Annotated in this window: 24 protein-coding genes; 15 read left to right on the forward strand and 9 right to left on the reverse strand. The window is 60.5% G+C overall.

What is annotated here, in order from left to right; genetic code table 11:
* Positions 1 to 5: 5 nt before the first annotated feature.
* The 12 genes from AC1DTQ_RS03180 to AC1DTQ_RS03235 all read left to right on the forward strand — a co-directional run bounded on the left by AC1DTQ_RS03180 (position 6) and on the right by AC1DTQ_RS03235 (position 13,025).
* Positions 6 to 1,139, forward strand: a complete 1,134-nt coding sequence (locus AC1DTQ_RS03180; protein WP_477847894.1) for a copper resistance protein B — start codon at positions 6 to 8, stop codon at positions 1,137 to 1,139.
* 14 nt (positions 1,140 to 1,153) lie between these two features.
* Positions 1,154 to 2,026, forward strand: coding sequence for a c-type cytochrome (locus AC1DTQ_RS03185; protein ID WP_477847896.1), 873 nt, complete (start codon positions 1,154 to 1,156; stop codon positions 2,024 to 2,026).
* A complete protein-coding gene (locus AC1DTQ_RS03190) occupies positions 2,007 to 2,555 on the forward strand; it encodes a YybH family protein (RefSeq protein WP_477847898.1) in 549 nt (182 codons plus the stop codon). The genes AC1DTQ_RS03185 and AC1DTQ_RS03190 overlap by 20 nt, the downstream gene beginning before the upstream one ends.
* Before the next feature lie 14 nt (positions 2,556 to 2,569).
* The gene (locus tag AC1DTQ_RS03195) at positions 2,570 to 3,079 is read left to right on the forward strand and encodes a DUF411 domain-containing protein (protein ID WP_477847900.1); all 510 of its coding nucleotides are present in this window, start codon (positions 2,570 to 2,572) and stop codon (positions 3,077 to 3,079) included.
* Positions 3,080 to 3,151: 72 nt separating this feature from the next.
* On the forward strand, positions 3,152 to 3,550 hold the full coding sequence (locus AC1DTQ_RS03200) for a heavy metal-responsive transcriptional regulator (RefSeq protein ID WP_477847901.1): 399 nt from the start codon (positions 3,152 to 3,154) through the stop codon (positions 3,548 to 3,550).
* Positions 3,547 to 5,973: a heavy metal translocating P-type ATPase gene (locus AC1DTQ_RS03205; RefSeq protein WP_477847903.1), complete on the forward strand. Its 2,427-nt coding sequence runs from the start codon at positions 3,547 to 3,549 to the stop codon at positions 5,971 to 5,973. Before AC1DTQ_RS03200 ends, AC1DTQ_RS03205 begins: the two co-directional genes overlap by 4 nt.
* Before the next feature lie 18 nt (positions 5,974 to 5,991).
* Positions 5,992 to 6,321 (forward strand): hypothetical protein, encoded by a 330-nt coding sequence (locus AC1DTQ_RS03210; protein WP_477847905.1) that lies wholly within the window; start codon positions 5,992 to 5,994, stop codon positions 6,319 to 6,321.
* Between the two features lie 92 nt (positions 6,322 to 6,413).
* A complete protein-coding gene (locus AC1DTQ_RS03215; protein ID WP_477847907.1) occupies positions 6,414 to 6,890 on the forward strand; it encodes a DUF305 domain-containing protein in 477 nt (158 codons plus the stop codon).
* 285 nt (positions 6,891 to 7,175) lie between these two features.
* Positions 7,176 to 7,598 (forward strand): CopL family metal-binding regulatory protein, encoded by a 423-nt coding sequence (locus AC1DTQ_RS03220; protein ID WP_477847909.1) that lies wholly within the window; start codon positions 7,176 to 7,178, stop codon positions 7,596 to 7,598.
* Between the two features lie 119 nt (positions 7,599 to 7,717).
* Positions 7,718 to 10,432, forward strand: coding sequence for a TonB-dependent receptor (locus AC1DTQ_RS03225; protein WP_477847910.1), 2,715 nt, complete (start codon positions 7,718 to 7,720; stop codon positions 10,430 to 10,432).
* A 74-nt stretch (positions 10,433 to 10,506) separates the two neighbouring features.
* Positions 10,507 to 11,199: a PepSY domain-containing protein gene (locus AC1DTQ_RS03230; protein ID WP_477847911.1), complete on the forward strand. Its 693-nt coding sequence runs from the start codon at positions 10,507 to 10,509 to the stop codon at positions 11,197 to 11,199.
* 8 nt (positions 11,200 to 11,207) lie between these two features.
* Entirely contained in the window at positions 11,208 to 13,025 is a 1,818-nt protein-coding gene (locus AC1DTQ_RS03235) for a 2Fe-2S iron-sulfur cluster-binding protein (protein ID WP_477848353.1), read from the forward strand.
* A gap of 802 nt (positions 13,026 to 13,827) precedes the next feature.
* Here the strand turns inward: AC1DTQ_RS03235 and AC1DTQ_RS03240 are convergent.
* Together AC1DTQ_RS03240 and AC1DTQ_RS03245 are read right to left on the reverse strand one after the other, a co-directional pair.
* Complete coding sequence (locus AC1DTQ_RS03240) at positions 13,828 to 13,995, reverse strand: hypothetical protein (RefSeq protein WP_477847912.1); 168 nt, start codon at positions 13,993 to 13,995, stop codon at positions 13,828 to 13,830.
* A gap of 400 nt (positions 13,996 to 14,395) precedes the next feature.
* The gene (locus AC1DTQ_RS03245; protein ID WP_477847913.1) at positions 14,396 to 16,351 is read right to left on the reverse strand and encodes a CocE/NonD family hydrolase; all 1,956 of its coding nucleotides are present in this window, start codon (positions 16,349 to 16,351) and stop codon (positions 14,396 to 14,398) included.
* A gap of 35 nt (positions 16,352 to 16,386) precedes the next feature.
* Between AC1DTQ_RS03245 and AC1DTQ_RS03250 the strand changes: the two genes are divergently transcribed.
* Entirely contained in the window at positions 16,387 to 16,635 is a 249-nt protein-coding gene (locus AC1DTQ_RS03250) for a response regulator (RefSeq protein ID WP_477847915.1), read from the forward strand.
* Between the two features lie 162 nt (positions 16,636 to 16,797).
* Positions 16,798 to 17,091, forward strand: coding sequence for a DUF6916 family protein (locus AC1DTQ_RS03255; RefSeq protein WP_477847917.1), 294 nt, complete (start codon positions 16,798 to 16,800; stop codon positions 17,089 to 17,091).
* A gap of 69 nt (positions 17,092 to 17,160) precedes the next feature.
* Here the strand turns inward: AC1DTQ_RS03255 and AC1DTQ_RS03260 are convergent, their stop codons facing one another.
* The 4 genes from AC1DTQ_RS03260 to AC1DTQ_RS03275 all read right to left on the reverse strand — a co-directional run bounded on the left by AC1DTQ_RS03260 (position 17,161) and on the right by AC1DTQ_RS03275 (position 19,413).
* On the reverse strand, positions 17,161 to 17,715 hold the full coding sequence (locus AC1DTQ_RS03260; RefSeq protein WP_477847918.1) for an N-acetyltransferase family protein: 555 nt from the start codon (positions 17,713 to 17,715) through the stop codon (positions 17,161 to 17,163).
* An 8-nt stretch (positions 17,716 to 17,723) separates the two neighbouring features.
* Complete coding sequence (locus tag AC1DTQ_RS03265; RefSeq protein ID WP_477847919.1) at positions 17,724 to 18,257, reverse strand: phage tail protein; 534 nt, start codon at positions 18,255 to 18,257, stop codon at positions 17,724 to 17,726.
* A gap of 62 nt (positions 18,258 to 18,319) precedes the next feature.
* Positions 18,320 to 18,850 (reverse strand): phage tail protein, encoded by a 531-nt coding sequence (locus AC1DTQ_RS03270; protein ID WP_477847920.1) that lies wholly within the window; start codon positions 18,848 to 18,850, stop codon positions 18,320 to 18,322.
* A gap of 32 nt (positions 18,851 to 18,882) precedes the next feature.
* Positions 18,883 to 19,413 (reverse strand): phage tail protein, encoded by a 531-nt coding sequence (locus AC1DTQ_RS03275; RefSeq protein ID WP_477847922.1) that lies wholly within the window; start codon positions 19,411 to 19,413, stop codon positions 18,883 to 18,885.
* 313 nt (positions 19,414 to 19,726) lie between these two features.
* Here AC1DTQ_RS03275 and AC1DTQ_RS03280 point away from each other — a divergent pair, with 313 nt between their 5' ends.
* Entirely contained in the window at positions 19,727 to 24,985 is a 5,259-nt protein-coding gene (locus AC1DTQ_RS03280) for a putative Ig domain-containing protein (RefSeq protein ID WP_477847924.1), read from the forward strand.
* Between the two features lie 97 nt (positions 24,986 to 25,082).
* Here AC1DTQ_RS03280 and AC1DTQ_RS03285 read toward each other — a convergent pair whose 3' ends face one another.
* Genes AC1DTQ_RS03285 through AC1DTQ_RS03295 form a run of 3 tightly spaced genes read right to left on the reverse strand, consistent with a single transcriptional unit; the run spans position 25,083 to position 26,344 of the window.
* The gene (locus AC1DTQ_RS03285; RefSeq protein ID WP_477847925.1) at positions 25,083 to 25,499 is read right to left on the reverse strand and encodes a GFA family protein; all 417 of its coding nucleotides are present in this window, start codon (positions 25,497 to 25,499) and stop codon (positions 25,083 to 25,085) included.
* A 21-nt stretch (positions 25,500 to 25,520) separates the two neighbouring features.
* Positions 25,521 to 26,018: an SRPBCC family protein gene (locus tag AC1DTQ_RS03290; RefSeq protein WP_477847926.1), complete on the reverse strand. Its 498-nt coding sequence runs from the start codon at positions 26,016 to 26,018 to the stop codon at positions 25,521 to 25,523.
* The gene (locus AC1DTQ_RS03295; protein WP_477847928.1) at positions 26,015 to 26,344 is read right to left on the reverse strand and encodes an ArsR/SmtB family transcription factor; all 330 of its coding nucleotides are present in this window, start codon (positions 26,342 to 26,344) and stop codon (positions 26,015 to 26,017) included. The genes AC1DTQ_RS03290 and AC1DTQ_RS03295 overlap by 4 nt, the downstream gene beginning before the upstream one ends.
* Positions 26,345 to 26,370: the final 26 nt, after the last annotated feature.

Below are 26,370 nucleotides of genomic sequence, written 5' to 3' on the forward strand. Positions count from 1 at the left end.
TCGCCATGAACACAACGAATCGTTTGATGCGAGCTAATTTTCTATGTCTGGCTATCGGGTTGCCGCTGGCACCAGGTCCCCTTCTTGCACAGGAGATGGACCATTCCCAGATGCAAATGCCTGCACCGTCGACACCGCCTCCGCCAAAGGTTAAGGCGCCTGAAGAGAAACCTGCCTCTCCAGCTGTCTCAACCGATCCCCACGCAGGTCATGGCGGCATGACAACGTCCGCGCCAAAGGTAGAGGCCGCTCCTGCGCAGCAGGTCGACCACGCTGCCATGGGCCATGACATGCCGATGCCAGCGGCGCCTCCCGAGCCCATGGATCATTCGAAGATGCGACATGACAGGGAGGCCATGTCGGACGAGACCATGCCGATGAATCACTCGGCGATGGATCACGGCGCGGAGTCTCCTGCACCCACCCAACCACGCACGCCCATACCTGCTGTAACGGATGCCGATCGCACCGCCGCGGCACCGCCATCGGGCGGCCATCCCGCACACGACAACAGCATTCAGCACTATGTGTTGTTGGATCGCCTGGAAGGTTGGGACGCCGATCCAGGAGCAGGGACCGCCTGGGCCATGCAGGGATGGCTGGGAACCGATCTCAACCGCCTCTGGCTACGCAGCGAGGGCGAGCGGGTCGACGGAAGGACCGAGGGCGCTGACTTGGAGGTCCTATATGGCCGCAGCATCGCCCGTTGGTGGGATGTAGTGGCAGGCGTTCGACATGACTTCAATCCCGGCGGATCGCAGGATTTCGCAGCGATTGGTGTAATGGGGCTCGCTCCCTACATGTTCGAGGTTCAAGCCACGGGCTACATCGGGCAGTCGGGACAGACTGCGGCGCGGCTTGAGGTCGAATACGAAATGCTGCTGACCAACCGGTTGATTCTGCAACCGATGGTCGAAGTGGATTTCTACGGACGCAACGACGAGCGTCGCGGAATCGGTTCGGGATTGAGTACCGCAGAAGCCGGCCTGCGCCTGCGCTACGAGATAACCCGGCAGTTCGCACCTTACGTCGGCATCGTCCGCGAGCAGGCTTTCGGCCGCACCGCGGATCTCCGGCGGGCTAAGGGCGAAGACACCAACGACACCCGTGTGGTCGCGGGCTTCCGTATCTGGTTTTAACTGGGAGATAACACATGCCTATCGTGACCCGTCATTCGCTGATTACCGTTGCCGTTCTAGCGCTCGCGTCCCTGTTGATCATTGGCATCTTTGTCTGGTCCGGGATCTACAACATCGGTGCGGACGATACCCACACGAAGCCCGTGTACTCAATGCTGCAGATGCTGCGTGAGCGATCCATCACCGCACGTGCCGGCAAACTGCAGCCTCCCAACCTCAAGGATCCCGCACGCATTCGCCAGGGAGCAGGCAATTACAACGCGATGTGTACTGGCTGCCATCTTAGTCCGAGCATGGCAGCCACCGAGCTCAGCAACGGCCTCTATCCCTCCCCACCGAATTTCTCCAAGGCCGATGTCGGCAATCCCGCGCACCATTTCTGGGTCATTAAGCACGGCATCAAAGCTTCGGGCATGCCGGCCTGGGGCAAGAGCATGAACGACGAGTACATCTGGAACATGGTCGCGTTCCTGCAGGAACTGCCAAAACTCGATGCCGAGCAATACCAAGCCATGGTCGCCAGCAGTGGCGGGCACTCGCACGGCGGTGGCGAAACCGAGCCGCACGGGCATGCAGAGGGTACACCTGCCGACCATGACGAAGGTGCAGTAGACGACCACAGTCAGATGGAGGGCATGCCGATGAATGACGAATCCAAACCGCATTCGCACGCACCGGGTACGCCACCGCATGATGATGGCGGAAGCGCCAGCATGAAGAAGGTAGACATGCCGAAGAATGAGTCCAAACCTCACTCACATGCGCCGGGCACGCCTCCGCACGACGACAAAGCCCCTGCTGCGGCGAAACCGGCCGACGAACACGCAGGCATGGTGATGCCGAAGTCTGAGCCTGAGGAGCATGCCGATGATGGCCACCAGCACTGACCTCATCCCCACTACTCAAGGATTGTTTCGAATGAAATTTCCTTTGCTTGGCTTCTTGTCGTTGGCCGCTTTTACGTTCATTCCTGGCATGGCGCTGGCCCATGGGCCCGAGGCTCACGCCAAGACGGCCGCATGGTCTCCCGTCGATGACCGAGCTAAGCCTGTCGTTGAAGTCATCGAGCAGTTTTCCGCTGCTTTGCAGGCCGGCGACCTTGAACGGGCCGGCAAGCTGCTTGCCGACGATGTCCTTATCCTCGAAAGCGGTGGAGCGGAAATTTCGCGCGAGGAGTATTTAGGCGGTCATGCGATACACGACGCAGCCTTTCTCAAAGCAGCGCACGTCGTAGTCACGCGTCGTATCGCTCGCGTCGAGGGGCCACTGGCCTGGGTAGGCACTGAAAGCGAGCTGCACACGACCAAAGAGGGCAAGCCGATGACCTTGCTAAGCACCGAAACGATGGTGTTGAAGCAGACCGCTTCCGGCTGGCGGATTGTCCACATTCACTGGTCTTCGCGACCAAAACGATGAGCAGGGTAGGTCACATGAACATTCGTAATTGTGTTGCGTCGTTGTTGATTCTGATGAGCGGGGCGGTATTGAGTGCTTGCGCGCAAGCGCCGCAGGAGCAAATCGTTTCAAAAGTGACTGCGGCGGAGTCGCCGGTTTCGAGAACCGGACTACCACTCGCCCTGGTTCACAAGAGTCCAAGTTGCGGTTGTTGCGGTCTTTGGGTGGAGGACCTGGAAGATTCAGGATTTCAAGTTGAAGTTCGAAACAGCGACGACGTGAACCCTGTGAAGCAACGACTGGGGGTGCCGTATGGCAAGGGCTCTTGCCATACCGCCGAGGTAGGGGGTTATTTCATAGAAGGGCACGTTCCAGCCGAAGACATTAAGCGGTTGCTGGCCGAAAAGCCTGATGCAAAGGGCCTGGTATTGCCGGGAATGCCCATGGGCTCGCCCGGCATGGAAAGCCCGGACGGTACTTCTCAGCCCTATACGGTCGAATTGGTACAGCGAGATGGAACGACGAACCCATTCAGCCAGCACTGACACGGCGGCCCTTGACTCTGGACTATGGTCCAGGGTGCAGACTGTGGCCAGTCGGTATTGAAGGTGCAAATCATGAAGATCGGTGAACTGGCCAATAAGGCCGAAGTCAACATAGACACGGTGCGCTACTACGAGCGTCAGGGCCTGCTGCCTGCACCCCAGCGCTTGCGTTCCGGCTATCGCCAATACGAGCCTCAGGACGTCTCGCGCCTGCGCTTCGTACGCCGAGCCAAGGCCTTGGGCTTCACCCTGATTGAAATTCGCGATCTGCTGGAATTATCCAGCCATCGGGGAAAAGATATGGCCAGCATGAAAGCCGCCGCCATGCTGAAACTGGATGATGTCGAGGAAAAGCTGGCCGAACTGACACGCATCCGCGATGGGCTCAAGACGCTGGTGGCATCGTGTCCCGGACATGGCGTGCTGGAGAAGTGCCCGATCCTCAATGCACTGTCGGAGGATGCGGCATGAGTACTCATTCCGATCATGCACATCACTCCTCTACGCCAAGCAGCACGGGAGGTTCCTGTTGCTCGTCCAAGGCGCCCGTTTCAGCGGATGGCGCCGTCACCGATCCGGTCTGTGGCATGACTGTTGACCCGGCGACTACGGCACACCATGCAACGCATCAAGGCACCGAGTATCACTTCTGCTCGGCGCGTTGCCAGGAGCGCTTCATTGCGGAGCCGCAAAAATATCTCTCGCCCGAGTTGAAGACTCCGGAAATAGCGGCGCCTGCAGGCACGATCTATACCTGCCCGATGCATCCTCAGATCCGTCAGGAAGGCCCAGGCGCCTGTCCGATCTGCGGCATGGCACTGGAGCCGGAAATGCCCAGCCTAGAGGACGAGGACAACCCGGAGCTGCGTGATTTCACCCGACGCTTCTGGTGGACGCTGCCATTGACGCTGATCGTGTTGGCGCTGGCTATGCTGGGGCATCGCGTTACCTTTCTCTCAACCGAAGCGCGCACCTGGATTGAGTTGGTGCTTAGCGCGCCCGTGATCCTGTGGGCCGGGTGGCCTTTCTTCGAGCGTTGCGCGCAATCGATACGCAACCGTAGTCCGAATATGTGGACCTTGATCGGGATCGGTGTGGCGGCAGCATTTGGCTACAGCGTGGTGGCCACGCTCGCGCCTGACCTATTCCCTGCGTCCTTCCGCGAGCATGGCCGGGTCGGTGTCTACTTCGAGGCGGCCGCGGTCATCGTATCGCTGACGTTGCTGGGTCAGTTGCTGGAACTCCGGGCACGCTCCAAGACCTCGGCCGCGATCAAGGCGTTGCTGGGTCTGGCTCCAAAGACCGCGAGGCGCATCAACGAAGCGGGCGCGGAAGAGGATATTCCGCTGGATCATGTTCATGTCGGCGATCGCCTCCGCGTGCGGCCAGGCGAGAAGGTGCCCGTGGACGGCACAGTGCTGGAAGGCCGCAGCAGCATTGACGAATCGATGCTGACGGGCGAGCCCATTCCTGTGGAGAAGGGGGAAGGGACCAAGGTCATTGGTGCAACCCTCAATGGAACAGGCAGCCTGGTCATACGCGCTGACCAAGTGGGTTCGGCAACCGTGCTCTCGCAGATCGTGCAGCTCGTCGCCCAGGCCCAGCGTTCACGTGCACCCATGCAACGCATGGCAGACAAGGTGGCCTTCTGGTTTGTGCTTGCGGTGCTGGCAGCGGCCGTGTTGACCTTCCTCGGCTGGGGATTATTCGGCCCGGAGCCTTCCTGGACCTACGCGGTACTCAATGCCGTCTCAGTACTGATCATCGCCTGTCCTTGTGCACTGGGCCTGGCGACGCCGATGTCGATCATGGTGGCCACCGGCCGTGCCGCGCATGCGGGCGTGCTGTTCCGCGATGCCGAGGCCCTAGAGCAGTTGCGCAAGATCGATACGTTGATCGTCGACAAGACCGGTACCCTCACCGAGGGTCGCCCGACCTTCCGCGAAATAATTTTGGCTAATGACTTCACCGCCGACCAGGTCCTGCAATGGGCTGCCAGTCTGGAGCAGGGAAGTGAGCATCCGCTGGCCGAAGCGATACTGGCCGAAGCCAAACAGCGCCAACTCCCACTTATTGCGACCGACGAGTTCGATTCGGTTACAGGGCAGGGCGTGAAGGGTAGGGTCGACGGCCATGCGCTCGCTCTGGGCAATCAGGCCCTGATGGCCGATGTCGGTGCGGACATCGCTCCCGTGACGGGTGCTGCGGAGCGCCTTCGCAAGCAGGGCGCGAGTGTCATGTTCCTGGCTGTCGATGGACACCTGGCGGGCGCGGTGGCGGTGGCCGATCGGATCAAGAGCACCACCTTGCAGGCTCTCAATGCGCTGCGCGCGGACGGTCTACGGATTGTGATGGCCTCCGGCGATGCGCAAGCTACAGCGGAGGCGGTAGGCGAGACGCTTGGCATCGACGAGGTTTATGGCCAGGTTCGACCACAGGACAAAGTCGAACTCGTGCGGAAATTGAAGGCCGAAGGCAGCCGCGTCGCCATGGCAGGCGATGGCATAAACGATGCGCCTGCACTGGCCGCGGCCGATGTCGGGATCGCCATGGGAACCGGCACCGACGTGGCCATGTCGAGCGCCCAGGTGACCCTGGTCAAAGGGGATCTAACGCGCATCGTGCAAGCCCGTGCCATCTCCAATGAAACTGTCGCCAACATGAAGCAAAATCTAGCGTTCGCGTTTCTTTACAACGCCTTGGGCGTCCCGATCGCCGCGGGCGTGCTCTATCCCGTATTCGGTCTGCTACTCAGCCCCATGATCGCAGCTTTGGCGATGAGCCTGAGTTCGGTATCCGTCGTTACCAATGCATTGCGTCTAGGAAAATTGTCCTCCACAAACTCAACCAGCGTTCCGTCACCGGAGCCGGCCAAAAGCGCTTCCTGCCATTAACCCTAAAGGAGTCACCACATGAAATACGCGCGTTCCATTCTTCTGATCTCGTTGTTGTTCTCAATCGGCACCACAATCGCAGCTGATCCTGTGAAAACCGACAAACCCGCTAGTGCCCAGGCTATGGACCACAGCAAAATGGGGATGTCGCATGGACAGATGGATCACGGCCAGATGCCACCTGCAAAAGGCAGCGCCGCCTTTATCAAGCTTGACGTAAACAAGGACGGGAAAATTTCAAAGGCCGAAATGGCTAAGGATCCCAAGGCGGCTCACTTCGCTATGCTGGATACAAACAAGGATGGTGCCCTCAGCACCGCCGAGTTCGCAAAAGCCGGCGATATGTAACCTTTTTTTTCGGGAAGGCGTGAGACGTCTTTCACGCCTTCTCAATATTCTGTCAGTCAACCTCACATTAGCATCATGAATCGAGGTGATCTATGGAAAAGATGCATAAGGGTGAACACGGGAAAGAAGGGCACTACGGACGTCTGCTCCTGATGACGGCGCTTTCATTTGTGGCGATGTACCTCTTGATGTATGCCATGGTGGACCGCGTCTCCAACGTCTATGCCAACTTCAACCAGATTTACATGGCTGGCCTGATGGCCGCGCCCATGGTCATTATCGAAATGGCCCTCATGCGCGGCATGTACCCCAACGCCAAGCTCAATGTCGTGATTGTGTTCGTCACCGTCCTGGCTATGGCGCTGTGTTGGTTGGCCATTCGCCAACAAAGCGCAATCTCGGACCGTCAGTTCCTCAGATCCATGATCCCGCACCATGCGGGAGCGGTTTTGATGTGTGAGCAGAACAAGCTGAAAGATCCCGAACTGATACGCCTATGCCAGAACATTCTCTCTTCGCAGAAGGCGGAAATCTCCCTTATGAAATCGAAGTTGGATCAGGACGGTTAGAAGACCAGCACGGGATCCGTGGGGGCATAAACACGCATAATCTTGCGAGGAATGAATAGCTGATCGTGGTGCCAATGACCAATCGTATGTGGCTGGTGCGTGGAGCATGCGGGGCAGGGAAATGACACCCGTGCGAACAGTCGCGTGCGTGCGCATCTCCACGTCGGTCTACCTATAGAACCTTCGCCATCACCTTCGATGCTGTATTGCACAAAATATATTGACAGGCCTTTTAGGGGCGTGTTATTGCTGTGATGGAGACAACATCTGCTTCGCCTTCTGCCAATGCCCTCGATTCGCCTCCTACTGCGAATTTTCCTCATCGTCGCGCTTTGCGCTGACGGAGTTACCGGCGCGTGGGCGGCGACGCGGATGGCGGTGAATCAGGCGTCACAAGCGCATCAGATAGACGGGGCAAAAGCCAAATCCGATTGCGATACGAGTGCAAGCCATCGCAAGGCATCCGTATCCAAGCCGGCAACTGCACCTGCACAAGATCAAGCTGCACAAGATCAAGATGAACACGAGGATTGCGATTGCGGTGGTAGCACGTCTTGCGCGTGCGGTTGCATGCTCACCTTTCATCCTGGGCGTACAACACCGCTCTTCGCCGCTCAGCATGCGTTAGTGTCGGTCTACTTGGCGCAACCGCTGTTGCCAGCTGTCCATACCGAAATCTCCCGGCTTTTTCGACCTCCGATCTGCTGAGCTTGTTCCGTCGCCCGAAGGGCGACGCGCTTTGTTGTCCTGTATTCGTCCCCAGCTCTGCGAGCCTTCGGCGTCAGGACTCAACCTGAACAAGTCAAACCCAATCGGGGAGAGAACCCATGTCTTTCAAACGCAATCCGCTAGCAGCGGCCGTTGGTATGTTGTTGTGCGCCGGTTTTGCCAGCTCAGCGCAGGCCCAGGAAACCACTCCCACGGACGATCAAGCCAAGACGTTGGACACCGTCCAAGTCACAGGTAGCCATATCAAACGGCTGCAAATTTCCGGTGTTGGACCGGTAACAGTGGTCGACGCTGAAGCTATCGAGCGCTCTGGCGCCACTTCGGTAGAAACGTTATTGCAACGCCTTCCTGCTTCGGCCGGTTTTGCTGGCAGCCAGACCAATGCCTATTGGGCAGAGAACGGCTACGGCACCACGCAGGTGAACTTGCGCGGCCTTGGCATCAATCGGACGCTGGTTCTGCTCAATGGCCGTCGTATGGTCAATGGCGGCACTGGCGCCAACAGCTCGGTCGATCTGAATGTCATCCCGGTGGCGCTGATCGAGCGCATAGAGGTCTTGAAGGACGGAGCTTCAGCCATCTACGGCGCTGACGCAGTCGCCGGCGTAGTGAATATCATCACCAAGAAAGGATTTGACGGAGCCGAGGCATCTGTTCGTTACGGTCAGACTTTCGAAGGTGATGGCGAAGAAAGTTCTTTTGACCTGGCCTGGGGAACGATCAGTGACCGCGGCTCATTGATGGCTGGTCTCAGTTACTCAGAAGGCGGCACCGTCAACATGGCCTCGCGTGCGCCCTGCGGTCTAGGCGAGGTCGATGGCAGCCTGCAGTGCGTTGGCAGCTCAGCGACGATTGGCGGACGGGCCTTGCTGGCGGATGGCAGTCGTGTGAACTTCAATCAAGATCCTAATGGGGATGGCGATTTCTACGAACCGTACTCCGCCGCCAGACATAACTACAACGGCAATCCCTCCCTCAATGCGGTCAATCCGATCAAACGTCTGAGCTTCAGTCTGTTCGGCGACACCGCGCTCAGCGAAGACGTCAAGTTGTTCACCGAGTTAATGTTCACTAATCGACAATCTGACCAGTTGGCGACCCCGGGCAGTTTGGGCGTGTACCGCCCGATCAATATCGCCGCGGACCATCCGACCAACCCGACCGGGCAGGATTTGCTCTTGCAGCGACGCCGCCTGGAAGAGGCAGGTCCTCGTGAGTTCTACCAGGAGACCGATACCTTCCGAGCAGTGATCGGGTTGGAAGGCCAATTCGGTGTGGGCTGGGATTGGTCCGCTGCCATCAACTGGGGACGCAACACCGGCGTGGACGGTTCCACCAAAGTCGCCAATCTCGACAGAGTGGATCAGACCCTTGATACCGCTCTCTGCAGCAATACACCAGGAGCGGCAATTCCCTGTGGCGACTACTTGGGCTACGGAGACATTACCCAGGATGTGCTGGATTACATTCTCTACACCACGCGGGACAATGGCGGAAACGACCAGAAGAGCTTCACCGCCAACGTCAGTGGCCAGCTGTTCGAGCTGCCCGCCGGATGGGTCGGTTTCGCTTCTGGTGTGGAGGTTCGCAAAGAACGTGGCTGGCGCGATCCAGATCCGTTGACCGTCCTGGGAAGCGCCAACACCAACCAGCAGGACCCCATTGCGGGTGAATACACGGCCAAAGAAGTATTTGCCGAGTTCGCGGTGCCGTTGCTCCAGGACAGCGTCATTGCCGAGTCGCTGATCCTGAACGCGGCCGTGCGCTATTCCGACTACGACCTGTTTGGTGAGGATATCAATTACAAAGTCGGCCTCGACTGGCAGGTCGTTCCATCGTTGAAAGTACGCGCCAACTACGCCACCGCTTTCCGAATCCCCAACATCCCGGAATTGTTCGGCGGTATCGCAGAAGGCAACCTGACCACGACTGATCCTTGCAGTGGCTGGAGCACTCTGCCTGCCGACTCGGTAGTGCGGCAGAATTGCCAGGCTTATGGCGTGCCGGCAGGTTACGTACAGCCCGGCAACACCATTCTCACCACCGCGGGCGGCAATCCGGAGCTTGAGCCGGAGGACGCCAATTCCTTCACGGTAGGTGCGGTGTGGACACCTGGATTCTTGCCAGGCCTAACGCTGACGGTGGACTATTTCGATATCAAGATCGAAAACGCCATTCAGCGTATCGACGGCTCGACCAAGTTGGCCATCTGCTACAACACGCCTGGCTTGGCCCATCCTTTCTGCGACGCCTCCAACTTCACCCGAAATTCCGTCACCGGCGAAGTCGATTTCCTTTCGTCTCAGCCAGTCAACGCCGCGGATGAACGCGTTACCGGCATCGATCTGGGAGGTCTGTACGAATTCGACGTCGCGGACTTCGATTCGACCGTATCGCTGGATGTCTCGTATCTGGATCGCTATGACGTACGGCCGTTCCCCGGAGCGGACGTCATCGAGTACGCAGGCAAGATCACGGGCGGGCGAGGGAGCTATGCGAAGTGGCGTGCTTACACGTCGTTGACTATGAAGCAGGATGCCTGGTCAGGATCCTACAGCATGCAGTACATCGGCTCCGCCGATGACATCAATGCTGCGCCAGGCGACATCGGCGACCATGCGCCAAGCGTGACGTACCACAACGTGCAGCTCAAGTATTCGCCCAGCAAGTCGTTTGATGTTGCTTTGGGCATCGACAATCTCTACGACAAGAAAGCCCCGTTCATCCAAAGCTACACCGATGCCAATACGGACACGATGACGTACGACCTGCTGGGTCGTCGTTGGTATGCCCGTGTCGGCTATCACTGGTAAGTACGGTCCATCCCGCCGGCAAAGTCCGGCGGGAGGGGAAGGGGTGGTGAGCGAATCTGGCTAGGAACAATTCAATGAAACCCGCATTCTGGGCGCGTCGCGCCCACAAATGGATCGGCCTGATCATCGGCGTGCAGGCGCTGCTATGGATGATTAGCGGCGTCTACATGACGGTGATATCGCTGGACATCATTCATGGCGATCACCTGGCGCACGCGCATAGCGAGCCGCTGGATCCCGGTGCCTCACGCCTGGGGCAGGCCGAACTGACGACGAGATATCCGGGCATCACGTCCCTACGAATCAAGCGCTTGCTGGGGATGGAAGTCTATGAAGTGCGTCAGGGCGACAAGACTTTGCTCATAGATGCGGCGAGCGGGAACCAAGTTTCCCCGTTAAAGGAAGCGACCGCCCTAGCACTGGCGAAAGCGACTTATCAGGGCGATGCCAAGGTGGACAGGGCAGAGTGGGTTGCTCAGGCCCCGCAAGAGGTAGCGACCCGGCCGGTGCCCATGTGGGCCATACATTTCGCCGATCGCGGCCACACTACGCTTTATTTCTCTCCTGATACCGGAGAACTGCTAGCTCGTCGGCACAGCCTCTGGCGCTGGTTCGACTTCCTTTGGATGTTCCACATCATGGACTACGAGGCCCGCAGCGATGTCAATAACACGTTGTTGCGTGTGGCAGCGGCAACCGGTTTGGTCTTCGCATTGTGTGGGATCTGGTTGTTGTTCTACAGCTTCCACCGGAGGGCTCAGCCATGACGCCCTGGATGCGGAAGATTCATAAGTGGGTCGGGCTCTTGATTGGCCTGCAGTTCGTCCTTTGGCTATCCAGCGGATTGGTAATGAGTCTGCTTGACCACGACCAAGTGCAAGGCCACCAGTACCGCGCCCATGCGGGTGAGCCGCGACCTTGGCCGAGCGATGCATTGCCAGCGAGTGGCGTCCTCGTAGACGGTGAGAGCTCGGTGCAGCGCGTCTCTTCCGCATGGCTGCTCGAACGTCCCGTGTACCAGGCGTACGACGGTCAAAAAACCCGGCTCTCCGACGCAATGACCGGAGCGACAATCGATATTGATGCTGGGTTAGCCTGGAATTTGGCCAAAGCTTCCTACACCGGTCCCGGGAAAGGGCAAACGCCTCGGTTGCTCGAACGAACGATGGAAGTTCGTGACCACGAAAGCCGTTTATGGCGAGTGGACTTCAAGGATGCGGAAGACACGACCGTCTACTTGTCTGCGGAGACGGGAGAGGTGCTCGAACATCGCAATCGCACGTGGCGGTTGTTCGACGTGTTCTGGATGCTCCACATCATGGATTACATCGGCCGGAAAAACTTCAATAACCCGCTGGTGATAACCGCAGGTATCGGAGGGTTGTGGCTAGCGTTGACAGGCATTTGGCTTCTCGTTACCAGCTTTCGCGTCAACGAGTTCATTCCTAAACGGTGGAGGGGCACCCGGGAGTTAGCAGTGTTCTCGCCGGATGGATCTGCACTACGCACGATGGAGGTTCCGGCGGGCGACACCGTATTCATCGCGCTTGCCCGTAACGGGCTGCAATTGCCATCCAATTGCGGAGGAGGGCAGAGCTGTGGACTTTGCGAAGTTCGTTTCAGAGGCAAAGCACCGGCCCCGACCAGCGCAGATCGAGAGCACCTGTCGGAAAGCAAAGTGAAAATGGGTTATCGGCTGGCCTGCAATCTGGCCGTAGATCAGGATCTACAAGTGGAGGTGATCGGAGGTGCCGGCCTATGGACGGAGCATGAAGCAACCGTCGAGCGCGCTGAGGCGGTAACTCCCTTCTTGCGCGAGATCGTGCTCAAGCCGGACGGCGCTCCGGGATCCGACTATCAACCAGGCGCCTACCTTCAGATCCATGTGCCGGATTATTCCTTGCCGCGGCATGGGATCGTTCACCCCGAACATCACAAGGGCGACTGGGCCGAGCTCGATCTGCCGGATACGCTATCCAACAGGGAAGCCGTGCGTCGCTCGTACTCGCTTTCTCTGCCTGTCGAAAAAACAGGTGGGCGATTGACCCTGCTGGCTCGATTCAGCCCTGGCGGACAGAACCGCAAGCGTCATCCGCCTGGGAAAGGATCCACGTACCTATACAGCCTCAAGCCTGGGGATCGTGTGCGCTTCAGCGGTCCGTTTGGCGACTTCGCCATCAAGCCGGGTGGAAATGAAAAGGTCTTCATCGGAGGTGGCGCCGGTATGGCGCCGTTACGGTCGATGATCCATGCGTGCCTGGAGAACGGGGTCAAAGAACGTGTCCATTACTGGTATGGCGCCCGCAATGTCCGTGAAGCGCCGTATCTCGAAGAAATGTCGGCATTGGCTAAGAAGTACGCCAACTTCAGTTGGCATTTGGTTCTCTCGGAAGAAGCGGAATGCGGTGCCGGGCTGTTGAAGGGCCTTGTTCATGAGGCCGCACATGAAACCTTGTTGCGTGATCACCCGAACCTCCACGCCTGTGACTTCTACCTATGCGGGCCGCCACCAATGCTTGTCGCGACGCGACAACTGTTGCAGCGGATGGGAGTCGACGAGGACAGGATCGCTTTTGATGACTTTAAGGTTTGATCGAGACGAGGGAGTGGGATGGCCGCGCCGAGCCCCAGAGCCTGACTATCCGTGGGCTTCGCCATCTGGTTGTTTTTACATAATATCGATTATGCGAAATTAGATGCTGGGGCCGTCTGCTGGGCTTGTGGGTCCGCACGCACTTTGGTAAGCCTAGAAAGCCAAGGATTGAGGCTCTGTCATGCTGACATGCTACCACTGCCACGCCGAACACCCCGACGCCCACTACGACTTAGTAGCGCCAGACCGGCGCGCGAATTGGCCCCGAACGGCTCCGCGGTCTTGCATGGCGCGATGAGCTGGAATTGCGCCTGGCTGGCCTTGCCGACTGGCAACACCGCCATCTAGGCCGCTTGGCTGGGTAAAGTGTCACCGCAGGGCTTTACCTTGACACCCCGGGATCCTGATCGATGTCGAGGACCGTTGCGGCGGGCTTCCGCCCGGCAACGCCGAGAAGATGTTCCTCCCCTTCACTCAAAGCAGCGAAGACAACAAAGCAGCGAAGACAAGAGCGGTCTAGGGCTGGGCCTGTCTATCGCCCGGCGCAGCGTGGAGGCCAATGAAGGCATCCTCAGAGTGCGCAATATCTCGGGCATCGGCTGTGCATTTACCATCGACCTGCCACGTCATTTGTTGCTGGCAGATTCGCCTGCTTCTGGGAACATATACCCACTCTAGCCATGCAGCTTCAGCCATGCAGCTTCGCTAGCGTTGAAATGCCGCTCTTGGCCGATAGCCGATCCGACGGTTTTTTCCAATTTAGAGGCTGATGGCGGCTATCCGTTTCATCTTGCCACCCTAGTCATGGAAGATCGAAAAACTTCTGTTCACTGTCGAGATTGATCTGGATCTTCTGGACCTGATCCTTGGTGAGCGCACCTGCCTTATAGGTGAACTGAAGCCTGCCGTTGTCGATTTCATGCCGGCCGACCTTGCCCTTAAATACCGTGGCCATGGGGATCTTGGCCACCTTGAGCGATTGCGTATCTCCGTAGCCACCGTTGCTTGGCGGATCATCGATCCATACCTTTGACCCTCTTGGGCCTGGTCTCGATATGACCGTGTGCACCAGCCACGGCTCCTGCCGGCACTTTCGCCCCAGCCGTCTCTGCCTGGGGTCGGAAGCTGCCCTTCCCTACCCTCGATAACGACTCCTAATCGCCCTTCCCTATCGTTCGTTTGCAGAGTAAGCCGATACAGCTCACCTTCGCTCTGTCTGGCTACCTGCGACGGACGCGAGGACTCTGCAGCGGCTGTACTGAGTGCGGCCTGCACCCAGCGTCATCGTTCGACGACGCTGCGTGCCCAGTTACGCATCGAACTGCCGCGCCTGGCGCGGCGTCATCGACGTACTTATTGGATGGGGGAGTTCAATCACTACTGCGCTGCTCCTGTTTCGTCTGTGGCTCCACCACCGGCAGGATCACGGCGCTCGCCCGATCGCCCCCAAACCAGACGCTCTGTGTGGCTTTCCGATAATCCTTGTCGCCGGCGTACATGATGTTGTCGACGTATGTTTGAGGATTGCGGTCATACAGCGGGAACAATGTCGACTGCACCTGGACCATGATGCGGTGGCCTGGCAGGAAGACGTGATCGACGTCCGGCAGCTTCCACGTATAGCGCTCGACCTTCCCCGCGATGAGTGGCGATGGCACGGAAAAGCTCTTCAGATAGCGACCGCGGAAGATCTCGATCCCGATCGGGAGCTCATAGCCCGCCATCGTTGGCTTCGCACCTTGTGCGGCATCTTCGGGTACATCGTTGGGGTAGACATCGATGAGCTTTACGACCCAGTCGCTGTCGGTGCCGGTAGTGGAAGCAAACAATTCCACTTCGGGCGCCCCCATGATGTGGACCGCTTTCTCCACAGGTGCGCTTGTCCAAACTGCAACGTCCGGCCGCCCCGTCACGAAGCGCTGGTCGTGCACCAGCCAAGGCTTCCATTGCATCGGATCGTCCATATCGATGGGACGCGGGATAAAGGGGACCGGTTTGGCGGGATCGCTGACATAGTCTTCATGTCCGCGTGTTTTCGGTTTGTCGAACGCCGCTTCGCCGTCACCCGCGAGATAGATCGGCTTCGCAGCACCCATCGGCCAACGTTGAGAGACGTTCCACTGGTTCGCTCCCGTCGCATACGTCAACACGGGCGGTGTTCTGGGGTCGGGACCACCCTTGAGCCAATGATCGAAGAAAGGCTTGGCGTACTTGGCGCGCCATTCGAGCGCCGTGTCGCCAGTGAACGTCACCGCGCCCAGATCGTAGCCGTAGTGGTTGAAACCCGAGTGACGCCATGGGCCGATCACAAGCGAGACCTTGTCGTTGTTCTTGTCCTTGGACTCAAGCGCGCGATAGACCGCGGGCGCCCCATAGCTGTCCTCCTGGTCCCACTGCCCAACCACCAGCATCGTCGGCACGGTATGCGGCCGTGCCGCGAGCCATTTGTCCACGGCCTGCTGCGACCAGAACTCCGTATAAGCGGGATTCTCCAGGAACTTGCGGATCCCCGGTACATGTCCTGCGCCTACTAACTTCACGAACTGTGCAACCGACCCTGCTTCCAGGTAACGCGAATAGTCGTCGCCGCCCCCTAGGGCGAACTCACCGCCCCCATCGCCCTTGTTGAATCCCTGACTCAACGGAAATCCCAGCGACGTCACGCGAAAAGCGCCATTATGGAACCAGTCGTCGCCCATCCACCCATCCACCATCGGGCTCTGCGCGATCACCGCCTTCAGCGCGGGATGCGGGTCGATCAGCGTCATCAGTGCCGTGAAGCCGAGATAGCTGGAGCCGATGACTCCGATGTTTCCATTAGCCTCAGGAACATTCTTCACCAGCCATTCCATAGTGTCGTAGGCATCGGTCGACTCGTCGATGCCGGTGTCGTTCAAGGGACCGGAGAGCGGGCGATTGAGGACCCATTCGCCCTCGGATTTGTGCATGCCGCGGATGTCCTGATAGACGCGGATGTAGCTGTCTTGCACGAACTCGGCATCCATTACCTCGAGCACGTCGACGATGCGCTGGCTCTTGACGCGCCCAGTCTGTTGGCTCGCGTTGTACGGCGTCCGCGACAACAGAATGGGCGCATTCGCGACCCCTTTCTTCATAATGACGACCGTGAACAGCTTCACGCCATCGCGCATGGGCACCATGGCCTCACGGCGAACGTAGTCGGCGGTTACGCGGATTTGTTCGTAATGCGGCACGACGTCCGGCGTCATCGGCGTCACGCGGGAGGGGGACTGCGCTGTCGCTGCGCCCACCACGGCGGATGAAGCGAAGCAGACAGACATGGCGAGGCGAGTGGCGTTGTTCATTCCGATGCACCTGGGAGGAGACGGGTTCAGTCAGTATGAATGAAGACAGCGGCGGAGTGATATCGCTGGTACTGATGGACCTTCAACTACCGGAAATGGATAGGTACGAAGCAACGGCCCATATCCGGGCCGACCCGCGGTTCGACGCTCTACCGATCATCGCGATGATCGCCCATGCCTTGAACGAAGCGCGCGCGCAGTGTCTGCGCGCAGGCATGAACGATCAGATCAGCAAGCCGATCGATCCAGCTGCTCTATATCGCCTGCTGCAGCAATGGAGCTAGTGCAAAAAATTTACGGATCATGGCGCACCCCTGTATGAAGGGTACATCAGTGCCGACAGGCGAATTACCCGGCCGCAGGCCGTGTGATTACTGTTTTCGCCTCGCGCACTTGCATCGCGCGAGCGCCCCGGCGAACATGCGTTCCGGACAAGGGGACTCCACATGGAATTGTTGACGCTGCAGCATTTCGCTCCTTACGTAAACGAGACATTCGCCGCAACCATGAACGATAGCGAGGTGCCGTTCGTGCTGGTCGAGGCGCGCCCGCTACAGGGAAGCACAGCGCCTGGCACGATGCGTCCACCATTCTCGCTGTTGTTCCGCAACGCCTCGTCGTTCCTGTTTCCGCAGCAGCTGTACCTCATGCGTCACGACGGAATGGGCGAGGTCGGGATTTTCCTGGTGCCGATCGCCCGCGAGCGCGAAGGCTTCCTCTACCAGGCCATATTCAATTAAGCCGAGCCGACCTATTGAAGCGAACGGACCGGGCCGCTGCCCCGCTCCGCTCCAACTTCTTCAGCCCGTCTACTCCGCCGACCAGCGCATGCGCAGATGGCTGCCGAGCTCTTCGACGGTGGCGAAACCGAGACGCTCGTAGAGGCGCTGCGCACCGGAATTATCGATCTGGACATGCAGTTGCACGCCGCGTCCGCACTCGACGGCATCGCGCTGCGTCTGCACGATCAAGGCGCCGGCGATGCCCTGATTGCGCGCGGCCGGATCGATGCTGACGTCGATGATCAGATAGTCCGGTTCGCCGCGATGCAGGTAATAGCGCCCGAGCGACCTGCCCTCCCCTTCGATGATCAAGAAGTCCGCTTCGCCATAGTGGCTCAGGTAATGCAGGTGCTGCAGTGCGAACTGGCTATCCAGAAAGTCGCGCTTGGCCGCCTCCGGCCAAGGTACCTGCGCGAGTTCGTCTGCGCGCGTGGACGCATAGAGCGCGCGCAAGCAGGGCAAATCGTCATCGCGCGCAGGTCGCAGCGAGATCCCGCGCGAACGCAGTAACCCGGGGGTCGTCAGGCGGCCGTCGCGGCCGGGTGGAAACGGCGGACGCGACGGCGCGCGAAGAGCGGACATGCGGACTCTCAGCTGAAGCTGGGGAATATGCCGTTGAGCGCGATGCAGAAGTTCACCGCCAGATAAGGCTGCCGGTTTTCGTGCGGCTGGCCCCCGCCGCTGGGGCCGCACATGCCCGGCGCGAACTGCGCATTCGCCTGCCCGCCAGCGACGAACGGCGCGCTGAGGCTGGGCACGGCCAACGAATTGCCGGGACTGGGCGAACTTGCGCGCTTGCTCGTATCGTTCTGGTTGTAGACGGTGAATGGATGCGAATGCATCGGCATTTGGCCCTGGGTCAGGGTCACGCTGTTCTCGCCGAAGGTCTGGCCGGTGACGCGTTGGCTCAGGCCAGGTCCCGTGCCCTGGTTGCAGCTTGCGCGACCGGTGAAGTTGGGCAACTGGAAATTGGTCGATCCATTGCCGCCGTATTGAGTGCCCAACAGCGCGAACAGCGCGGAGTTCTGTTGGATCGGCAGCGTCGCGCCATTGCAGGCGGCCCAATCGCGGGGCGGGAAATTGAAACCGAAAAGCTGGATTTCGCCTAAGAAGGGTTCGGTCATGGAGAGGTCCTCGAAACAGGTGGGCGTGCAGGCTCGCGCGGTCGGCGGCGCGAATCGAAGGGTCAGCTCTGCTGCGGGAAGATACCGTCGTAGGCGATGCAGTACTGCACCGTTAGCGTCGGCATGCAGTTGTCGTGCGGTTGATTGCCGCCGGCCATGCTGGTCGATGTGGCCGAGGTGGCGAAGCCGTTGGCGCCGGTGATGTCGGTGGCGTACATGGTGTCGCCCGACAACGCGCCCAGTTCGACCGTGTTGCCGATCGCCGTAGCGTTGGCCACCGCTGTGGTCGCACTCATCACATGGCTGTGCGCAGGCATCTGGTTGGTGGTCAAGGTGACCGTCTCGGTGCCGCTGAGCTCGCCGATGCTGCGCGTGCTCAGACCGGTGCCGGTGCCCCAATGCATCGGTACGCGTCCTCTCAGATCGGGCATGGCGAAGGTTGTTTGGCCGTCGCCGCCGTAAGTCGTGCCGATCAGGGTGTACAGGACGTCGTATTGCGAGATCGACTGCAGCGAGCCGTCGCAGGGAAACCAACCAGTGGGAACGCGGGAAAAACCAAACAGACGGATCTCTCCGACATACGAGGTGCTCATAGGGAACTCCGTGTAGTGAGTGGATGGCCGTGTCAGTTGCGCGACGGGAAGATGCCGCTCAGCGCGATGCAGTAGTTGATCACGTCGAAGGGCTGCATATTCGGATGCGGCTGGGTACCGCCGACCGGCGCGATGCTCTGCGGCGACAACGGCACCTGTGGGCCGCTGGCGGGTGCATAGAGAGCTGCGGTGTTGGTTCCGTATAGCGCATCGGTCGGGTTGCGCTGGCTGCCGTTGCTGGTGGTTCCGTTGCATTGGTGGTTGTGCGTGGGAAGCTGCGTGGTCAGCAGAGTCACGTTCTCGGCGCCACCGGTTTCGCCCAGCTGATAAGGCGAAGGCTGCCAGGCGGAATCGGCGGACGAGCCGAAAGCGACCGGCGTGCGGCTCTGCAGATTGGGTAGTGCGAATGTGGTTTGGCCATCGCCGCCGTAAGCCGTTCCCAACAGCGAAAACAGAGCCTGGTTCTGACTGATCGCCAGTAGCTGTCCGTTGCAGAGCGCGAACCCTTTCGGCGCAAAGGCGAAGCCCGTGAGCATGATCTGCCCCAAGAATACTTCGGTCATTTTTGTTCCCCAAGAATGGTGGCACCGCACGTTGATGTGAGATGCGATGGCTACTCTCGCTCACCGCATGCGTGCGGTACAAGTGAAATATTTACACCGAGACAGTAAATTTTTACGGTGCGCCCGCAGCATGGATAAATGTGAGACGCCGCACTATTCTTGATCCAGGTTCCTGTTCGAATGGGCAAGAGTTCGCAAGCATCGTGGCCGAGCATCGCCCGACTGACAGCGGACAAAGGGGATTGGATCTACGCCATCGCGAAGACAAAGAGCATCCGCTCAAGCACGCGTGGCGCTTAATTGGGGCAAGGATATGCATCAGCAGACAGCGCATGGCGCACGGCTATCGCGCGCCGGTTTCGTTTTTTGGTTCGGACTGCTGGCGCTGTCGTGCGCGGCATGGTTTTGGCCTGGCGTTGCGATGGCCGCGCCTTCGCCGTTCTGCGGACCGTTCAATGTTTCGGTAGCGCATGGTGGTTCGATCACCATCGATGCCAGCGCATGCGATGGACCGGCCAACTTCGGCATCGGCCTGCTGGAAGTACCGCCAACACACGGCACGGCCACCGTCAACACCCTGGCCCAGACAGTCACTTACGCGCATGCAGGCGGCGCCGATATTGCGACCAGCGACAGCTTCGTCTTCGACGACGGAAACAACAACGAAGTCACCGTCAACGTCACTATCGGAGCAGCGTCGCCGATCACGATCTCGCCGGGCACGCTGAGCATGACCGCCGGCACGCCCTTCAATCAACAGTTGACCGCCGCAGGTGGTACCGCGCCTTACACCTGGGCGCTCGCTAGCGGCAGCACGTTGCCGGCTGGAATCACATTCAGCGCTAGCGGTTTGCTTTCGGGCACACCCACTGCGCGTGGCAACCACACCTTCACAGTCCAAGCCACCGATAGCGCATCGCTGACTGCGAGCAAGGCCTACACCCTTACCGTCGCCAATCCGACCCTGAGCTTTTCGCCCGCCAATCCGACTGCCGCGGTGAATGGCGTGCCCTATACCTTCACGTTCACGCCGGTCGGCGGCGTTGCGTCCTATACGCTGGCGCATGAAGTCGTTAACGGTCCGCTGCCACCGGGACTGAGCCTAAGCGGCGCGACCCTCAGCGGCACGCCGACGGCACTGGGCACCTATACCTTCGGCATCCGGATCACCGACAGCAGCACTGGCCCGGGTACTTACTTCGAAGTCGAAAGCGTCACCCTGGTAGTCAATCCGCCGCCGACCATCGCAGTCAGCCCGACCACGGTTCCGGCCGCGGCCGTCGGTTCCGCGTACAACCAGACCATCACCGCCAGCGGCGGCACTGCTTCGTATACCTTCGCTATCACGGCTGGCGCGTTGCCAGCGGGACTGAGTCTCAGCAGCGCTGGTGCATTGAGCGGTACGCCGACCGCCGGCGGCACTTTCAATTTCACCGTGAGGGCCACCGATGCCAACAGTTTCACCGGAAGCCGCGCCTACTCGCTGACAGTGAACGCACCGACCATCGCGCTGGCCCCGACTACGCTGCCGGCCGGCGCTGTCGCGACGGCCTACAGCCAGACAATCAGCGCCAGCGGCGGTACCGCACCGTACACGCATGCGATCACTGCCGGTGCATTGCCGGCGGGCATGAGCCTCAGCAGCACCGGCACGTTGAGCGGAACGCCGACCGCCGGCGGCACCTTCAACTTCACCGTCACCGCCACCGACAGCAGCACCGGCACCGGCCCTTACACGGGTTCGCGCGCGTATTCGCTGACGATCAGCGCGGCTACCGTCGTGCTGCCGGCAACCGCGCTGGCCAATGGCACCGTGGCGACGCCTTATAGCGCTTCTTTGAACCCGGCCAGCGGCGGCAGCGCGCCTTACACCTATGCGCTTACCGCCGGTGCGTTGCCGACAGGCATCAGCCTTAGCAGCGCCGGCACGCTGAGCGGCACGCCGACTGCCAATGGCACCTTCAACTTCAGCGTCACCGCGACCGACAGCAGCACCGGCACCGGACCCTACTCCGCCACGCAGGCCTATTCGCTGACCATCGCCGAAATCGCGCCGGTAGCGAACGCGGTTTCCGCCACCGTCGGTTACAGCAGCGCCGCCAATGCGATCACGCTGAACATCACCGGCGGGACACCGACCTCGGTCGCCGTTGGTACCGCACCGACTCACGGCACTGCCATCGCTAGTGGACTCTCCATCACCTACCAGCCAAGCGCCGGCTACGCCGGACCGGACAGCTTCACCTACACCGCGACCAATGCCGCAGGCACTTCGGCCCCCGCGACAGTGACGATCACGGTAAGCAACCCGACCATCACCGTGAGCGCATCCGCCCCGCTCACCGCACAGGCCGGCACGCCCTACACGCAAACTTTCACCTGGAGCGGCGGTGCGTCGCCGTACAGCGGCTACTCGGTCAGCGGACTGCCGGCGGGACTCTCGATCACCGGCACCACCACCGACAGCGTGACAGTGTCGGGTACGCCGACCGCGACGGGTTCGTTCCCGCTCAACGCTTCGGCCGTCGACAGCAGCACCGGCAACGGTCCGTTCACGCAAGCGCAGGCATTCACGCTCACCGTTGGCGCGCCGACTCTTTCGCTGACGCCGGCCGCAGGTACGCTGACAGTGCCCTATGGATCGCCTTATTCGCAGGCGATCAGCGCCAGCGGCGGCACCGCGCCCTACAGCTATGCGCTTACCGCCGGTGCGCTGCCGGTGGGCATCTCTTTCAGTAGCGCGGGATTGCTCAGCGGCACGGCGACGACGCCAGGCAGCTATTCGATCACTATGCAGGCCACCGACAGCAGCACCGGTACTGGCGCGCCGTACTCGGTGGCGGTCAATTACGTACTGCAAGTCGGCGCACCCACGATCGTGATCAACCCGGCCACGCTTCCCAACCCGGTCGCCGGCGTCGCCTACTCGCAGACGCTCAGCGCCAGCGGCGGCGTAGCGCCCTACACGTTCGCACTGACCGCTGGCGCGCTGCCGGTAGGTCTTTCGTTCACCTCGGCCGGCACGCTGTCTGGCACTCCCGTGGCGTCGGGTACGTTCAATTTCACAGTCACCGCGCAGGACGTGAACGGCGAATCGAGCGCGCGCGCCTACGGCGTCACCATCGCCGCTCCGACTCTGGTCCTGACACCGACCACGCTGCCTGCAGGTAGTCCGGGCGTCGCCTACAGCCAGAGTTTCAGCACCAGCGGCGGCATCGCACCCTACAGTTACGCGCTCGACAGCGGCGCGCTGCCGGTGGGCATTTCGTTCTCCTCGGCCGGAGTGCTCAGCGGTACGCCGACTGTAGCGGGCACGTTCAATTTCGTGATCCGCAGCACCGACAGTACCGGCGGCACTGCGGCCACCATCACGGCGAGTTACTCGCTGACGATCGCAGCGCCGACGATCGTTATCGCACCGACCAGCCTGCCCGCTGGCGGCGTAGGAACGCCCTACGCGGCTAGCCTCAGCGCAAGCGGCGGCACAGCGCCGTATTCCTATAGCTTGGGCGGCGGCAGCCTGCCAACGGGCGTGAGCTTCAACTCGGCGGGAACGTTCAGCGGCACGCCGACTACCGTCGGTAATTACAACCTCACTGTGCAGGCGACGGACAGCTTGGGCTTCAGTGCCAGCCAGGCCTACACGATCAGCATCGCCGATACGGCGCCGGTCGCGGTGGCCGACAACGCGACCACACCGGCGCAGCAAGCGATCACTATCGCAGTGACCGACAACGACAGCGGCGTGATCAGTTCGGTCGCTATCGCAAGCGGGCCTGCACACGGCACTGCGGCGGTCAGCGGCACTAGCATCGTGTACACGCCGGCGAACGGCTACCACGGTGCCGATTCGCTGAGCTATATCGCCATCGGTCCCGGCGGCAGTTCTGCCCCGGCGGCGGTGTCGATCACGGTGACCCCGTTGTCCGTGCCGCAAGGCCAGCCGCAGACGGTGACCACGCTGGCGGGCCAGGCGGTCACCATCGACGCGACCCTCAACGCCACCGGCGGTCCGTTCACCGGCATCGCTATTGTCACCGCGCCCAGCACAGGCACCGCAGTCGTCAACGGCACCAATATCGTTTACACGCCGCCGATCGGCGCATCCGGCTCGATCACCATCGGCTACACCTTGAGCAATGCGTTCGGCGCATCGGCTCCGATCATTGCGACGGTCACGGTCAATCCGTTGCCGGTGGCGGTCTCGCGGCAGGTCAGCGCGATCGCCGGCACTCCGGTCGTGGTCGACCTTACCGCTGGCGCCAGCGGCGGGCCGTTTACTGCGGCGACGCTTGTCTCCGTCCTGCCGGCGTCGTCGGGCACCGCTACGATCGCCCGCAACGGCGGAACGTACGAGCTTACGTTCACACCGGCGACCTCGTTCGCCGGCCTGGCTACCGTTACTTTCACTCTGGCCAATGCGTTCGCCACTTCGACGCCAGCGACGGTCGATATCGAGGTAACCCTGCGTCCGGATCCGACCCTCGATGCGGAGGTAATGGGCGTGCTCGGTGCGCAGGCTTCGGCGGCACGCCGTTTCGCGAACGCACAGATCGGCAACTTCCAGCAACGCATGGAGGGCCTGCATGGCGGCAACGAAAGCGCGCGCTTCCAGAACCGGGTGACCTTCGCCACCGACCCCGCCTGCAACGACGATACGCGGCGCATGCTCGACAGCCACTGCCCTGTCCTCGACGAGGCCGCACCTGTTGCAGCGCCGGCACCGGCGGCCACTGGTGGTTCGTATTCAATCTGGACCGGCGGCTCGATCAATAGCGGCGACCGCGACGGCAGCGCGGACAGCAGCGGTTTGGACTTCGAAACCACGGGCGTCAGTCTGGGCGCCGACTACCGCGTCAATCGCGCTTTCGTACTGGGCGGCGGCATCGGTTATGGCCGCGACGACAGCGACATCGGCGAGAACGGCAGCCACAGCGATGCGGACAGCCTCACCCTTGCGGTGTACGGCAGCTATCACCCCGGCGAGATCTTCTTCGTCGACGGCTTGTTCGGCTATCAACGCCTGTCTTTCGACAGCCGCCGCTACGTCACCGCCAACGGCGGTCAAGTGAGTGGTGAGCGCGACGGCAAGCAGTGGCTGGTTTCGCTGTCGGCCGGCGGCGACTATCGACGCGACCGGCTGCACTTTTCGCCCTACGCGCGCTTCGACCTGGCCCGCGCCACCCTGGATGGCTACACCGAACAGGGCGATGCGATCTATGCGCTGCGATACGAAGACCAGGACGTGGATACTTCCACCGCCAGCCTGGGCCTGCGCTTGGATTACCGCTATCCGGTCAGCCTGGGCACCTTCTCGCCGCAGTTGCGTCTGGAGTACCAGCACGACTTCCAGGATGACGGTTCGGCCACGATGAGTTACGCCGACCTGCCCGGCGGTCCGTTCTACCGCGGCGAGGTACAGGGATTGGAACGCAACCGTTTCGTGCTGGGCCTGGGCGCGATATTGCATACCGAACGCGACCTGACTCTGCGCTTCGAGTACCGTGGACTGTTCGGCAGCAGCGACGATACCGATCACGGTGTTCTGCTAAACATCGAGAAGAGCTACTGATCGAACGGGCGCGGCGCTGCCGCGTCCGTTCGCTTCGCATCAACATCGGGTTGGATGAATAGCGCGAGCGCTAGGCATCCGAGCGCGAAGCCGCCGTTTACATCGGCGGCATCTTGTCGAATTTAGGCAGCGCCGGATCGAGGTGATCCCATGCGTGACCACGCACTCGGTAAGTCACCATTTGCGGTTTGTATCGGCTTGGATCGTCGAGGCTCGCGGCGTGCACCGTGAAGAAATCCGGCATGGCCGAGAACGTCACGTATACCGGCGATCCGCAGGTGGGACAGAAGCCGCGCGTCTTCGCGTTGCCGCTATCGCCGATCATGCCCCACTGCGTGGCCTGACCGCTGAGCTTTACCTGCTCCAGGCTTGGAAAGGTCAGATAGGATCCATGCCCGGTGCCGCTTGTGCCCTGGCAGTCAAGGCACTGGCAGTCGACCATCGCGATCGGCTCGTCGAAAATTTCATAACGGATCGCGCCGCAGGCGCATCCGCCGGTGTATGTCTCGCTCATGCTTTTCTCCTGGCTTCTTCCTCAGTGCAGCGGTTTCGACGGGTCGTGTTCCGCAACGACGGTCTCGAGATTTTTGAACACCTTCGGCCATCCTTCGCTCATGTTCTTGAAAGCGGTGTCGTTCTTCGGCACGACGAAACCGGAATGAACCAAGCGCAGGCGCGTTCCGTTTGCAACCCTGGAAAGGGTCAACGCAACTACGGTATTCAGCGGCGAGCCGTATCCGACGTTTTCCTCGTGTCCGCCTTCCCACGCATAGACCAGGCGTTCGTTCGGTACCGCCTCCAACACTTGGCAATGGATGACGCCGTCCCACGCGCCGGCCGGTGTGGTCTGGAACGTGAAGCGATTGCCCGCCACGGCTTCGAACCCGGCCGGCGCCATCATCCAGCGGCCGATCAATTCGCCGCTGGTCAGCGTTTTCCAGATCGTCTCCGGCGCATGCGGGAAAATCTCGTCGACCACGATTTCTTGCGTGTCCGGCTTCAATCCAGCGTCTTTCAACATAGCGTCGTTCATGGATCGATTTCCTTCAGGAGGATTCGGAGATTGGCGAACCGTTCGCGCCAGAAGACGCCGTAGTGGCTCATCCAATCGACTAGCGGCTCGAGGCCCTCAGGCTGAGCGCGGTAATAGACCTTTCGGCCCTCGGGGCGCTCGGCGACTAAGCCGGCCTGCTTCAATGACTTGAGGTGCTGGGAGATGGCGCCCTGCGTCACCCCACTGCCCTGCGTCAGCTCGGCCACGGTGATCTCGTCGGACTTGACGATCTGTTCGAACACGGCCCGCCGAGTGGGGTCAGCAAGAGCGCGCATGACAGCATTGATGGTGGCGGCTTCGATCATGGCCAATAAATTAGTGTGCACTAATT

This window comes from Pseudoxanthomonas sp. P4_B2, assembly GCF_056402315.1.

What these genes read in the sequence shown, in the direction of transcription:
- AC1DTQ_RS03180 (WP_477847894.1), top strand. Translation starts at nt 6, where the DNA reads ATGAACACAACGAATCGTTTGATGCGAGCTAATTTTCTATGTCTGGCT.
- AC1DTQ_RS03185 (WP_477847896.1), top strand. Translation starts at nt 1,154, where the DNA reads ATGCCTATCGTGACCCGTCATTCGCTGATTACCGTTGCCGTTCTAGCG.
- AC1DTQ_RS03190 (WP_477847898.1), top strand. Translation starts at nt 2,007, where the DNA reads ATGATGGCCACCAGCACTGACCTCATCCCCACTACTCAAGGATTGTTT.
- AC1DTQ_RS03195 (WP_477847900.1), top strand. Translation starts at nt 2,570, where the DNA reads ATGAACATTCGTAATTGTGTTGCGTCGTTGTTGATTCTGATGAGCGGG.
- AC1DTQ_RS03200 (WP_477847901.1), top strand. Translation starts at nt 3,152, where the DNA reads ATGAAGATCGGTGAACTGGCCAATAAGGCCGAAGTCAACATAGACACG.
- AC1DTQ_RS03205 (WP_477847903.1), top strand. Translation starts at nt 3,547, where the DNA reads ATGAGTACTCATTCCGATCATGCACATCACTCCTCTACGCCAAGCAGC.
- AC1DTQ_RS03210 (WP_477847905.1), top strand. Translation starts at nt 5,992, where the DNA reads ATGAAATACGCGCGTTCCATTCTTCTGATCTCGTTGTTGTTCTCAATC.
- AC1DTQ_RS03215 (WP_477847907.1), top strand. Translation starts at nt 6,414, where the DNA reads ATGGAAAAGATGCATAAGGGTGAACACGGGAAAGAAGGGCACTACGGA.
- AC1DTQ_RS03220 (WP_477847909.1), top strand. Translation starts at nt 7,176, where the DNA reads ATGCCCTCGATTCGCCTCCTACTGCGAATTTTCCTCATCGTCGCGCTT.
- AC1DTQ_RS03225 (WP_477847910.1), top strand. Translation starts at nt 7,718, where the DNA reads ATGTCTTTCAAACGCAATCCGCTAGCAGCGGCCGTTGGTATGTTGTTG.
- AC1DTQ_RS03230 (WP_477847911.1), top strand. Translation starts at nt 10,507, where the DNA reads ATGAAACCCGCATTCTGGGCGCGTCGCGCCCACAAATGGATCGGCCTG.
- AC1DTQ_RS03235 (WP_477848353.1), top strand. Translation starts at nt 11,208, where the DNA reads ATGCGGAAGATTCATAAGTGGGTCGGGCTCTTGATTGGCCTGCAGTTC.
- AC1DTQ_RS03245 (WP_477847913.1), bottom strand. Translation starts at nt 16,351, where the DNA reads ATGAACAACGCCACTCGCCTCGCCATGTCTGTCTGCTTCGCTTCATCC.
- AC1DTQ_RS03250 (WP_477847915.1), top strand. Translation starts at nt 16,387, where the DNA reads ATGAATGAAGACAGCGGCGGAGTGATATCGCTGGTACTGATGGACCTT.
- AC1DTQ_RS03255 (WP_477847917.1), top strand. Translation starts at nt 16,798, where the DNA reads ATGGAATTGTTGACGCTGCAGCATTTCGCTCCTTACGTAAACGAGACA.
- AC1DTQ_RS03260 (WP_477847918.1), bottom strand. Translation starts at nt 17,715, where the DNA reads ATGTCCGCTCTTCGCGCGCCGTCGCGTCCGCCGTTTCCACCCGGCCGC.
- AC1DTQ_RS03265 (WP_477847919.1), bottom strand. Translation starts at nt 18,257, where the DNA reads ATGACCGAACCCTTCTTAGGCGAAATCCAGCTTTTCGGTTTCAATTTC.
- AC1DTQ_RS03270 (WP_477847920.1), bottom strand. Translation starts at nt 18,850, where the DNA reads ATGAGCACCTCGTATGTCGGAGAGATCCGTCTGTTTGGTTTTTCCCGC.
- AC1DTQ_RS03275 (WP_477847922.1), bottom strand. Translation starts at nt 19,413, where the DNA reads ATGACCGAAGTATTCTTGGGGCAGATCATGCTCACGGGCTTCGCCTTT.
- AC1DTQ_RS03280 (WP_477847924.1), top strand. Translation starts at nt 19,727, where the DNA reads ATGCATCAGCAGACAGCGCATGGCGCACGGCTATCGCGCGCCGGTTTC.
- AC1DTQ_RS03285 (WP_477847925.1), bottom strand. Translation starts at nt 25,499, where the DNA reads ATGAGCGAGACATACACCGGCGGATGCGCCTGCGGCGCGATCCGTTAT.
- AC1DTQ_RS03290 (WP_477847926.1), bottom strand. Translation starts at nt 26,018, where the DNA reads ATGAACGACGCTATGTTGAAAGACGCTGGATTGAAGCCGGACACGCAA.
- AC1DTQ_RS03295 (WP_477847928.1), bottom strand. Translation starts at nt 26,344, where the DNA reads ATGATCGAAGCCGCCACCATCAATGCTGTCATGCGCGCTCTTGCTGAC.